This window comes from Muricoccus harenae (genome assembly GCF_009848505.1).
Classification (GTDB): domain Bacteria; phylum Pseudomonadota; class Alphaproteobacteria; order Acetobacterales; family Acetobacteraceae; genus Roseomonas; species Roseomonas harenae.
This window is the reverse complement of the sequence record NZ_WWDL01000061.1, coordinates 1-11677: the sequence shown is the minus strand read 5'-3', so window position 1 is coordinate 11677 and position 11677 is coordinate 1. Positions and strand designations below refer to the sequence as shown.

Annotated in this window: 8 protein-coding genes and 1 pseudogene; 5 read left to right on the top strand and 4 right to left on the bottom strand. The window is 66.3% G+C overall.

The window, feature by feature from the left end:
- Positions 1–143: 143 nt before the first annotated feature.
- Positions 144–509: a cupin domain-containing protein gene (locus GSE44_RS24320; protein WP_159351420.1), complete on the bottom strand. Its 366-nt coding sequence runs from the start codon at positions 507–509 to the stop codon at positions 144–146.
- A gap of 332 nt (positions 510–841) precedes the next feature.
- Positions 842–2455 (bottom strand): tetratricopeptide repeat protein, encoded by a 1614-nt coding sequence (locus GSE44_RS24315; protein ID WP_159351419.1) that lies wholly within the window; start codon positions 2453–2455, stop codon positions 842–844.
- Between the two features lie 760 nt (positions 2456–3215).
- Here GSE44_RS24315 and GSE44_RS24310 point away from each other — a divergent pair.
- A complete protein-coding gene (locus GSE44_RS24310; protein ID WP_201306234.1) occupies positions 3216–4946 on the top strand; it encodes a recombinase family protein in 1731 nt (576 codons plus the stop codon).
- A pseudogene (locus GSE44_RS26020) lies at positions 4840–5806 on the top strand (IS110 family RNA-guided transposase). Before GSE44_RS24310 ends, GSE44_RS26020 begins: the two are co-directional and overlap by 107 nt.
- 340 nt (positions 5807–6146) lie before the next feature.
- Here the strand turns inward: GSE44_RS26020 and GSE44_RS24300 are convergent.
- A complete protein-coding gene (locus GSE44_RS24300; RefSeq protein WP_159351418.1) occupies positions 6147–7679 on the bottom strand; it encodes a M81 family metallopeptidase in 1533 nt (510 codons plus the stop codon).
- A gap of 436 nt (positions 7680–8115) precedes the next feature.
- Positions 8116–9219, bottom strand: a complete 1104-nt coding sequence (locus tag GSE44_RS24295; RefSeq protein WP_159351417.1) for a helix-turn-helix transcriptional regulator — start codon at positions 9217–9219, stop codon at positions 8116–8118.
- Between the two features lie 283 nt (positions 9220–9502).
- Here GSE44_RS24295 and GSE44_RS24290 point away from each other — a divergent pair, with 283 nt between their 5' ends.
- The 3 genes from GSE44_RS24290 to GSE44_RS24280 are packed head-to-tail and all read left to right on the top strand — an operon-like array spanning position 9503 to position 11440.
- A complete protein-coding gene (locus GSE44_RS24290) occupies positions 9503–9832 on the top strand; it encodes a hypothetical protein (RefSeq protein ID WP_159351416.1) in 330 nt (109 codons plus the stop codon).
- Between the two features lie 25 nt (positions 9833–9857).
- Positions 9858–10658: a LysE family translocator gene (locus tag GSE44_RS24285; protein ID WP_159351415.1), complete on the top strand. Its 801-nt coding sequence runs from the start codon at positions 9858–9860 to the stop codon at positions 10656–10658.
- A complete protein-coding gene (locus GSE44_RS24280; RefSeq protein ID WP_159351414.1) occupies positions 10655–11440 on the top strand; it encodes a hypothetical protein in 786 nt (261 codons plus the stop codon). Before GSE44_RS24285 ends, GSE44_RS24280 begins: the two co-directional genes overlap by 4 nt.
- Positions 11441–11677: the final 237 nt, after the last annotated feature.

The following is an 11677-nucleotide window of genomic DNA, read 5'->3' as shown; positions in this document are numbered from 1 at the left end:
TGCCGACCCGAAGCCCTTCCGCTGGACCAAGTCCGCCGACGACATCCTCGCCAGCATCAAGCGCTTCTGCGTCCGAAGCACCCCACCATCCGCTGAAACAGGGCGAACTTCAGATTCGGGACACTAGCAACAGTCTCGCGACGTTAATGCTGGTGTTCGGGCGGCGCGAACAGGACCAGTTCCACGCGCTCCGAGCCCTCGACATACGCATCATGCCCTGGCGGGATTTCAAAGAAATCACCGGGCCTGATTCGCGTCTCGACGCCCGTGTTGAGCATGCGAACCACCAGCTTGCCGCTAAAGCAATATCCGGTGTGGCGCATCGGGCAGGAGGCGGGCGAGCCCAGCAGCGGCTTCTCGTCGGCCTCCCAGGTCCAACCAGGCTCGAAAATCGCGTGCATTCCAGCGGTACCGTCAGCCATCCGGATGATAGAGATGCGGCCATGATCTTTCATGTCCAGCAGCTGATCCGGTGTCTCGAAGCGCCTGATTTCGATCTCGGACGACATGGCTCGACCTCATGCATGTTGCGGCAGTAGAATGACAACGGCGAGTAAGGTGCACCTTTACCGGGACTAAGCGCTTCCAACAGGCGGCGAAGCGTTGCCCAATCATCCTACACTCCGCCCCTTCCTCGACACGACTAGCAATTTCGGTCGCGAGTTGTGCCGACGCGTGCTGTTAGGTGCTCACCTGATGGTAGTGCAGGCAGCACCACGACGCTGCAGATAGGCACCATAACGCTACTCATGAGCGGGGTTTCAGATACTAACAGGGTCCAGCCCTGGCCAGTAGCAGATGCGGGGGAGCCCGCCCTGGCTCCCTCAGCACCGTCTGTGTCTTATTGCTTGGCGATGTAGGCTCTGGCTGCCGCTAAATCAGGCCGCGCACCGTCATCTGCCTGCGCGGCAACTTCCAGCAAATGGGCGTAGTGGCGGCGCGCCGCTTCGCCATTTCCCAGCTGCTCCGCGGATCGAGCCGCCCCGGCCACAGCGCGGAAGCGGTGTGGCTCGGTTTGTGCAACCGCCTCGAACTCTCGCATCGCCTCGGCTGGCTGCCCGGTCAGGAGCAGCATTTCCGCCAACTGCTCGCGCGCCGGTGCCAGCGGGCCTGGCGTGACGATGTGCTTCTGGGTTCGGCCTTCGCGCTCGGTTGCCTCGCGCAGTGCTGTAAGCCCATCCTCGCGCTGCCCGCGCGCATACGCCACCCAGCCCTCCGCTGCCTGCCGCTGGATATCCACCTGCTCGGCCCAGTAGGTGTCGCCTGCTTGGCGCAGACCCGCCGCGGCCGCGCGAAGCGCCTCCAGATCCGGTGCGGCGTCCTCCGGCCGCCCGGTGCGGGCAAGACCGACTACGCGAGCGAAGCGCGTAATCGCATCCACATGGTGGAAGCCTGATTGCCTTGGCTCAAGTGCCGCGGCTTCGGCCCAGGCGCCGCGCTCGAGCGCGAAGCGCGCCGGAATAGAGGCCAAGGCGAAGGGCCCTTGAAAAACCGGTCGGTCGAGTTTCTGGTACTGACCAATTCCCTCAACAATGCGTCGCGCTTCACCATCGTGACCTGTCTGCAGATAGGCGTAGACCATGTAATCCGTCGCGTGCAGCTCGTCGGTTGTCTCGCCGCGAGCTCGCGCGGTCGCGGCCGAGCGTCTGTTTGTCTCGGCAGAGGAGTCCCACCGCCCGACGCGAGTGAAGATGTGCGAGGGCATGTGAAGAGCGTGCGGTGCATCCGCCGCAAGACTGGCGTAGCGCTCGGCAGCCGGTAGGCCACGCTGTGCAAGCGCAGGGTAGTCGTAAGTATGAATGAGGTAGTGCACCACGCCAGGATGGTTCGGCCGACGAGTGGACTCGCGCTCGAGGATCTCCCCCGCGCGCAGCTGCCTTGCATAAGTTCTGTCTGTCGGCTGCGCAGCCATATTCAACGCCAAGGCGTGATAGATGGCCGCTTCGGGATCCTCCGGAAAGCGCTCGTGTAGGAGACCCATTGCACGCTCATGCTGCTCAAGGCGTGCCTGACGCCCGGCTCCGTCGTCGCCCGAGAAAAGAGGAGCAAGAGCCTCAAGGTACGCGGTCTCGCGCTCCGTTTTCATGCCAAGCTGCCGCGCCCTTTCGATCAGGGCTCGCCCCTCGGCAATGTTGCTTGCCGGTGCGGGAATGAAGGGATTGTAGAGGAGGGACAGTGCTTGGCCCCAATAGGCCATACGGCAGTTTGGGTCGCGTTCGAGCACCTGCTGGAAAGCCCTTCGCGAGGCTTGATACCAGAAGGAGTGCTGCAGCTTCATTGCGTCGTTGAAGGCCGTTTGAGCCTCGGTGGTACAGCTCACGGCAAAGTGGACCTCGCCAAGGGCGGCGGGTGGCTGGTCCCCATGGTCATGTTGATGCTGCAGTTGCGCATTGCCGAGCGTGGGGCAAAGCGCAAGGCCGAGGGCGAACGCCACCCGGCTGGCTGGGTTCCACATCGCTTCCTCCGTTGCCGGGGTAGCCTCGACTGAGTGTCCCCAGCACGGGGGACCTTATAGGAACCAGCTGTCGTGGGGTTAGAGAATACCCATTGTGTCTCTAGGCCAGCCCCAGGGGCTGACGGTAACCCGCATCAGCTGAAGCAGAGCCAGGACGTGCTGCTCAATGCCCATTTTGCTACCAGCCAAGCCCTAAATATCGATCCGAATCCGGGGCTTCCCCGCCGCTTCTTGGCAGGTCAAGTTCGCGAGGTCGGCGTAGGGTGGAACTCAGCTCAGGCATTTGCAAAGGATCAACGTCCGCTCTTCCCTGCAACCTCTCGAAAGCGGCCTGTCCGCTTTTGATGTTGTGGACGGCTCTCCACCCCGCCTGCGGTAGGAAACGCAGGCTGAGCCGGGAGGAGAGCAACAATGAACAAGGTGGTGACCGTTGGGCTGGACACCTCGAAGATGGTCTGTTCGCAGAAGGCAAATTCTGCCTGATTCGGCGGGGCGGGTTGGTCCTGCCGCAGCCCCGAGGGTGGACAGTGGGTAACCGAGCACTGCCCGAGCCCGTTGGCGCCGTTCCGAGAGGATCTCGTCCTTTCGAAGCTGGTCATGAAGCGGCAGCAGTGGACGGTCCGCCGGCGGACGGCGGGCCATGCGGCGGCGCAGCGGCGCTGGGACAGGGCCTATCCGCTGCTTCTGCAGACGGGCGCCGCACCTCCAGGCACGCCTGCTCTCCCGGCTGCTCTGTGGGACGCCTCGGAGGAGAGCCGTCATGCAAGTAGCCGTTTATGCTCGGGTCTCGAGCCGGCGCCAGGCCCAGGCGCAGACCATTGAGCAGCAACTCGACCGCCTGTGCGCCCATGCCGCGTCATGCGGCTGGGCCCTCGCGCCGGAGAACGTTTTTCGTGACGACGGCTGCAGCGGCGCCAGCCTGAGGCGTCCCGGCCTGGACCGCCTGCGCGACGTTGCCGCGAGTGCCCGGCTGGACCGCATCCTGATCACCGCGCCGGACCGGCTGGCACGCAACTACGTGCACCAGGTGCTGCTGGTCGAGGAGCTGCAGGGACACGGCACGACGGTTGAATTCCTCGACCGGCCGATGAGCCAGGACCCGCACGACCAGCTGCTGCTGCAGATCCGCGGCGCGGTGGCCGAGTACGAGCGGACGTTGATCACCGAGCGGATGCGCCGCGGTCGCCTGCGCAAGCTGAGGGCTGGCGTCCTGCTGCCCTGGACGCGGCCGCCTTACGGCTACCGTGTTGACCCTGAGCGGCCGCGCGACCCGGCCGGAGTGCGGGCCGACGAGGCAGAGGCGGCGGTGGTGCGCGACCTGTTCGCCTGGTTCGTTGACGAGGGGACCTCGGTTTCCGAACTGGCGCGGCGCCTGCACGGTCTTGGCATCGCCTCGCCATGGGGCCGTCGCAATTGGTGCCTCTCGGCCGTGCGCAACGTACTGACCAACCCCGTGTATCACGGCCAAGTTTTCGCGAACCGCCTACGTGCGCGTCCCATTCAGCGGCGCCGCTCTGCCTTACGCCCAGCTGGCCGTACCGGCGACGGCAGGCGAGTGACAGACCCGTCCGAGTGGATCGCGGTTGCAACTGTGCCAGCCATCGTCGGGCGCGAACAGTTTGCGCGTGCGCAGGCACGACTGGCCTATAAGCAGCGCATGGCGCCGCGGAACAACAGGGTGCATCAGTATCTCCTACGTGGCTTGGTCAGCTGCGGACGCTGCCGCTGCGCCTGCGCCGGCCGGCACGTGGCCCGGGGATACGACTACTACGTCTGCCGGACTGTGACGCCGCCCACCTCTGCGTCGCCAGCTGAACGCTGCCCAACCCGCCATATCCCCGGCGGGCCGCTGGAGGAGCTGGTCTGGCGCGACCTGTGCGAGGTGCTCGCCACGCCGGAGATGATTGTGCATGCGATGGAACGGGCCCGCGGCGGGCACTGGCTGCCGCAGGAGATGCAGGCGCGGCGGGCCAACCTACGCCGTGCCCGTGCAGGCCTGCACCAGCAGATCGAGCGGCTCACCGAGGCTTACCTTGCCGGCGTGGTGCCGTTGCAGGAGTACGAGCGCCGCCGGCGAGAGACCGAGGGACGGTTGCAAGCGCTCGATGGCCAGGAGCGCGAACTGGTGAACGAGGCCGACCGCCAGGGCGAAACCGCCCGCCACGCATTTCATGCCGAGGAATTCTGCCGCCGCTCGCGGGCGGGCCTGGAGGGAGCGGACTTCGGCCGTAAGCGAGAGCTATTGGAACTGCTCATCGACCGCGTGGTCGTCACCGGCGCAGTCGTCGAGATCCGGTACGCCATCCCCGTGGCGCCAGAGGGCGAGCGCGAGCCGTTTTGCCGATTGCGAACAGACTATCAAGTCGGTGTTCCAGGTACATGGGATCGACGAGGCCGGCGGGGTGGTGCTGCGCCAGCGCCTGGGCCGGGCCCGCGTGCTGGCGTTCTTCGAGAAGCTGCCGCGCTGCCTGATAGGCATGGAGGCGTGTAACACCTCGCACTACTGGGCGCGGGAGTTGATCGTGCTGGGGCATGACGTGCGCCTCATGCCAGCCCAGTACGTGAAGCCTTACGTCAAGCGCAGTAAGAACGACGCGGCCAACGCCGAAGCGATCTGCGAGGCGGTGACCCACCCCACCATGCGGTTCGTGGCCGTGAAGTCGCCGGAGCAGCAGAGTGTCATGATGCTGCATCGGGTCCGCCTGATGCTGAACCGGCAGCGCACCCAGCTCTCCAACTCCATGCGGACGCACTTGCCGGAGTTCGGGGTGGTAGCGCCTGTTGGGCGGATCGGCCTTGATCGCCTTCTCGCGGTCGAGGCGGATCCCGAAGACCTGCGGATCCCAGCCGATGCCCGGATTTACCTGCAGATGCTTGCAGCCCAGCTTGCGGTGGTGAAGGAGCAGGTTCTGGAGAACGATCGCCGCATCCGGGAGAGTGCCCGCCACGGAGCTTGGCCTCCGGCTGATGGCGATCCCCGGCGTCGGTCCCCTGCTCGCCAGCGCGCTCGTCGCCAGCATCGCCGATCCCGCCATCTTCAAGACAGGCCGCGACCTCGCGGCATGGATCGGCCTCGTGCCCAAGCAGAACTCGAGCGGTGGCAAGGAGCGGCTGGGCGGCATATCACGCGCCGGCAACCGCTACCTGCGACAGATGCTGGTGGTGGGTGCGATGGCGGTCATCCGCCACGCCGAGCGACATGGAACGAAGCGGGCGTGGCTGCTCCAACTCCTCGGCAGGCGCGCCAAGAAGGTCGCAGCGGTGGCGCTGGCCAACAAAACCGCCCGGATGGTCTGGGCGATGATGACCAGCGGCGAGCGATACCGGGAACCCACCGTGGCAGCCGCATAGAGGTCAGGCACCGCCCCGAGTGGTGCCGGCGATGTTGGGAAGGGCGGACAGGAGCTGATGCACGAAGCCGGTTGAAACCGCCGGATCAGGAAAACCCATTTTGGCCGGTGCACCTCGAGTGCGAGCTTTTGGTCGGGACCTGATCCGCGCGAAAGGCATCATGGCCAGCGGCGCATGTAAGGCCGCATCAAAGGCCGAACACATGGCCGCACCAACCAGCTCTGGGCAGACGCCAGAAAACCCTTGCCAACGGAGAGCCGTCCACACACGGCCAGACCCGCCATGTCGAATCCGGCCCCAGCCGCGGGCCCGAGGCAGCGCACCCGTGCTCTGCCGCACGTCACTCGCCCCAGCGCGTCTCCGGATCCAGCGGGTGGACCGGTCGCGTCAGCCCCGAGAAGGGCGCGCGCGACAGTACGGGGCTCACCATCCCCGGCCCGTCCACTTCCAGGATGCGGTCATCCGTCGCCAGCTGGTCGAACCCCGCGCGGAAATGCCCGCGCGACTTCACCACGATGCAGCGCATCGCCTCCAGATCTGCGCCCATCATCTCCGCCATGGCCGGCTCGTGCCACTGCCGCCGCAGCGACCCGACCACGACGAGCATCCCGCTCCCCTCCAACTCCAGCAGTCCCGCCGGCCCCAGGTCAAAGGCGCGCCCCGCGTTCGTCCCGCGTCGCCCCACGCCATGCCCGTCCGACACCCGCCGCACCACCGCCGGCGCCGTGAACGTCTCCGCGAAGCGCGCCGGCACGCGGTTGAACACCGCCTCAATCCGTGCCCCCTCCCCGGCTGCATGGATGTCCGCCGCCAGCGCCGGGTCGACGAAGACGCCGAGCACCACGCCTCTCGCCCCCGCCCGGTGCAGCGCTGCCAGCATGGCCGAGGTGTTCCCCCCGCCCCCGCCGCCCGGGTTGTCCGCCACATCTGCCAGGATCATCCGCGGCTTCGACGGATCGAGCCCCGTTGCTACCGCCTCCGCCACTGCATCCCCGATGGGAACGAGGTTCATCCGGAACCGCTCGCGCTCCGCCCATATCCCCCGCGCAATCGCCTCCGCCGCGGCCCGCGCCTTCGCCCCATGGCCTGGCCTCGCCGAGGCCCAGACGCATAGGCCGCACTTCGGGATGTCGGAATAGACGAACCCGCCGGTCACCGAGATCTCCAGCAGGTCCGGGTCCACCGCCCGCAGCCGCGCCGCCTTCCGCATCGCCCGCGCGTAGGGCAGGTCCCCGCTCGTCAGCAGCGTCACGCTTGGCGCCACCATCGGCAGCCGGATGAAATGCGTCTCCGGCCGTCCCATCCCCGCCAGCCTTGCCCGGATAGCATCCGCCGCGTCGGCCGCCCGCTCACGCATGTCCACATGCGCATTGGTCCGGTAGGCGATCAGCAGGTCCGCCAGCTCCGCCTGTCGGTCCGAGACGTTGCAGTGCAAGTCCAGCGTGCCCACGATCGGCACCTCCGGCCCCACTACCTCCCGCAGCATCGCCAGGACAGCCCCGTCTGTATCTGCCTCCTCCACCGACCGGCTGGCGCCGTGCGATCCGACATAGACCGCATCCACCGGTCCCGCAGCCTCCAGTCGCCGCCGCGCGATGTAGAGGAACTCCGGGAACAGCCCCGGTTCCATCATCCCGCCCGGCGGCGCCGCTATGACGATCAGCGGCATCGGCTCCCAATCCCCGGTCGCGTCCATGCGTCCGTAGAAGCCCGGAACTTCTGCGGGCAGCCCCGTCACCCTGGCCCGCCCGGCCTCGGTGATCGCCTTGCCCTCAGCCCAGGAGAGCTGCTCGAAGTCTCGCCGCGTCGTCAGCGGCGCGAAGGCATTCACCTCCAGGTGAAGCCCGAGGATGGCGACGCGCGGCTTGGACAATTCAGGCCTCCATGATGAGCACCCGGAGCCTCCACCTGTCCCGGCAGGCTGTCGACCCCAAGGGAGGTTTCCTTCCTCAGCTCGCGCATCATCGTGGTGGCATCATCCGCCCAGCCGTCGAGCTCGCTCGCCGTGTCCAAGCTCCTTGAGCTAGGCCGATACCGCCGACGGCTGCAGCAAGCCGTTCGGCCGGGCGGCCGTGTCCGCTTCCCACTACCTGCCTGTCCAAAGCGGCCGGTCTACTCTCGGCCAGCTCCTGCCTTCGGCTCTGCGCCCATTGCGGACCATGTTGGATACTTCGCCAAGGCTCTGAAGCGGACAATCTTGATGCAAGGGTTGCGATCGGCGGGCTGCTGCGCTGAACGGACTGCGGAGATAGGCACTGCTTCAACGGCGGGACTACAGATGCGGGTTTCAAAACCGGCCAGGGCTGTTCCTAGGGCGCTTGCGGCGAATGACCGTCGCGGGGCCCATTCCGACCACCGTCTAGCGTAGCCACACCATCCCCAGGGGCGAGGCGCGCGAGTAACGCCGCGAGTTCCGCCTGGCGGTGCGTTCCGGTCTTGTCGAAGGCATGTTTCAGATGGGTGCGGGCCGTGCTGGGCGAAATGCCGAGTGCAGCGGCCACCACTGGCAATCCCTCGCCCCGTGCCACGTGCTGCGCGACAGCCGCCTCGGCTCCCGTTAATCCGAACGCCGTTCGCAGCACTTCCGCAGAGGCTGGCGCTAATTCCATGTCCGGCGACACGGCTAGCAGAAGAACCGAGGGGATCGGCGCCAGTCCGACAGTTGCGGCCGCGGCCGCCCTCAGCGGAACTGCGGTCACCAGAAGGGGACTTTTTGGCGGCGCGCGCGCGAGCTTCAGATGCCCGGCCCGCCCGGTCCGGCCGTTGGGCAGCGCAGCCCCGATCATCTGCCGCAATCGGCCCGTCTCTGCGCCATTCGGAGCAAGTAGCCCGCCGCCTGGACCGATCCGCAACTCGCCGTCCTGGAGCAATCTCGTTCCGGCCGCATTGGCGAAGCGCACGACGCCGAGATCGTCGAGCACGAAAGCCGCCCAGGGCAGCCGCTCCAGCATCTCCGTCATCACCTGCCGATCCGCTTCGGCCTCCGCCAACCGCATCGTTACGCCGACCGCACGACGAAGGTGCGGCGCAAGGAGCTCGAGCAGCGCGATATCGGCCACCCCGAACTCCTCAAGCCGCCTGTCGCGTACCAGGCAAAGGTCGGCCACGGCAGAGCGGCCGCGGGCTGCGCGCAGGTTCAGCAATGAGTTCATATTCTGCGGACGAAGGCACTCGTCGTAGAAGTCGGTTCGCAGGAGCTCGGCCTTCGACATCACAGTCTGGTCGGTCATGACCGCTCCGACCGGAGCCGCCGCCGTCCGCTTATCTAGTGGATTTCTCCCGGCGTGGCGCTCGTAGAACAGCCGCATGATGTCAGGATCGACACCCACCTGAATGCCCCATCCGCGACGGGGTTCCTTGACCGCAAGGACTCCAGCGCAGGCTCCGAAGAGTACGCAGAGTTTGTCGAGCACGTCGCTCCAATCTCCGGCGCCAAGGGCCGCGTCATAGGCAGCGGCGACTAAGCCCTCAATGTCCGGGTGTGAGGGAGAATTAGTCATAACGCCAACCTAGACTTGCCTGGCCCGCGCGGCATTTAGAACACGAACCGGAACACCTCAATTTCCTTGGAGGTTAGGCGATATGCCCCTCCTCCCATCGCGCTTCTCCCCCGATCGGGGGAGGAATCTCTCAATCGTGGCGAGCACCCTCAGGCAGACGGATTCCGCTACCCCGTCCCCCCAAAGGAGAGCATCCGTGATCGCCAGCCCCACCGCGCGCGCCCTCTGCCTGGGCGCGCTCCTCGCCATCGCTGACCTAGCCGCCTACGGTGCGGAGGCAAACGAGGCGGTGCCGAGTACGGCCACGCCCGCGACGCTCGGAACGCCCGTCGCCGTCGGCCCGGTCACCGGCATGCCGGAATACGACAGCATTGGCTTCGTCGGCAGCGGCACCTGCACACCGAGCCCGATCTATTCCGCCCAACCTAAGCAGATCAGCACAGGTGCCGGCGGCCCTGAGTGGGACACCTATGGCTTCGTGCTCGAGGGCGAACACCCCTGCATCCCTTCGGACGTCCGCCGCTAGGCCGGAGCCAGGAAGGGCCACCGATGTGGACCCGTCGGATCTGAGCAATGCCGCAGCTGGCGCCACCCTACCCAGTCTGCTGGCCAGCTTCGTTGCAGGCTATGTCGTGGTCTTGGCAACGCCCGGGCCAAACATCCTCGCAGTTGGCGGGATTGCGGCCCTCCACGGCCTACGAGGAGCGGTGCCTCTCTGCGCCGGGGCAGCACTCGGGGCAGGCTGCCTCGGGGCCACGGCTCTCTTCGCCGCTGGCATGGCCTCCGCGATACCAAGCTTCGAAGGGATCTCCCGGCTCGCCGGGGGACTGCTGCTGGGGTATGTCGCCATCGCGATCGCCCGCCAGCCGGCACCGCGGGAAATTAAACAGGGAGAATCCGCCGGCCGTGCCATCGATGGCATCGCGGCCTTCGGCGCGGGCTTCTGCACCGCCGCCACCAATCCTCTGACGGGCTCCTTCTTCGCGGCCCAGTTCCTAGGGCCGCTTGGTCCGGAGCATGCTGGAAGAGCGGGAGCATGGGCAATTGCCTGCGTCATCGTGGTTGCACTGCTGTTCTTTCTGGGTGTGGCCTCGCTGCTTTCCCAGCCTTCAGTCCGCCGAGCCGCTCTCATCTGGCACCGCCCCATGCGCCTCGGCGCAGCCGCTCTGCTTGCCTTCATGGCCGTTAACGTCTTGCGGCCAGTAGTTGCGAAGGAGCAGTCGTGTCGCGCACCGCGGCCACGGTTGGAGGAACAGCGGCCATGTCGGGAAATTTCGGCTTGGCCTGAGGCCAGCACGTATCTGCAAGCCATCCAGTTCAGGCGCGCAGCAGAACAGGCGATTCACCCATGACCCCCTATCCTCCCATTCTGATGCTGACTGCAGCCCTCCTCTTGAGTGTCCTGAGTTCTCCTCCGACTGCGCAGGAGCCAAGTCGTGAGGAACTCACCTGGGCTGAGCCAGTCTGGATTGAGCCGGTCTCGATCGAACCGTTCGCCGGAACCGAAAGTTCATCGGCCCCCGGCATCATTGAACAGCCTGCGGGTTGGGCGCCGGGTGATGCAGTCGTGATCGTGCTCCCTGGCCACACCGCACCCGACGCCGCACGCGAGCGTCTCATCGCCCGGCTACTGAACGAGGGCGCAGCGGTGCTCGTGCTTTATGCCCCACGCGGACATGCTGCCGACACGTCCTTCCTCCACGGGAACGCAAGGAAGCCTCCGGCAGAACTGTTGGCTCCGCTATTCGGTGCCCTGCTCACGGTCCGCCGGGACTATGGCGCGGGCGTGGTGGTCGTGCTGGCGAATAGCACAGCGTTGGTGGACGAGGTGGCGCTGAGGGCCACGTCGGAGACCATAGCGGCGGAATATCTCGGCGCCACCGGGCCGCGCTTTACTGCTGCTGGGGCCTTGGGCAGCCCTGGTCGGGCGGCTGCCTTCAGGCTTGGCGCTGCGCCGCCCAGTATCGAGAGGTGGCCTTCGCGCGTGCCACGACTCTGCGCAATTTTGGGCGACGTGGCCGCCGATCTGGCGGAGGTTCAACCCCACCAAGTCGCAGCCAGCACGGCCGAGCGAGACTGCTCCGAAGCCCTGTTGCGGCCAGGCCATTCTGTAGCCGCCGAAGGTCCAGGCTGAGGAACGGACCTTTGAAGTTCCTCAGGAACAACCGGATCGACCGAGTGTTCTAATCATTCCATCATGCGCGCTGGAGCACATGGCTGCTATTTCGGCTTGAGCGCTCCTAACATTACAGTTGCGCGTTACGTTTGAGGTGGGCTTGCTGGGCGACAGCTTGATGTGCTCGTCGCCAGAGTGACCATGCGATGACGTGGGCGGGCCGGATTTTTCGTTGGGCCAGTTGGACCGCTATGC

Excerpts from the sequence above, each read along its gene's own strand:
- GSE44_RS24280 (WP_159351414.1), top strand. The coding sequence starts at position 10,655 with ATGACCCCCTATCCTCCCATTCTGATGCTGACTGCAGCCCTCCTCTTG.
- GSE44_RS24320 (WP_159351420.1), bottom strand. The coding sequence starts at position 509 with ATGTCGTCCGAGATCGAAATCAGGCGCTTCGAGACACCGGATCAGCTG.
- GSE44_RS24315 (WP_159351419.1), bottom strand. The coding sequence starts at position 2,455 with ATGTGGAACCCAGCCAGCCGGGTGGCGTTCGCCCTCGGCCTTGCGCTT.
- GSE44_RS24310 (WP_201306234.1), top strand. The coding sequence starts at position 3,216 with ATGCAAGTAGCCGTTTATGCTCGGGTCTCGAGCCGGCGCCAGGCCCAG.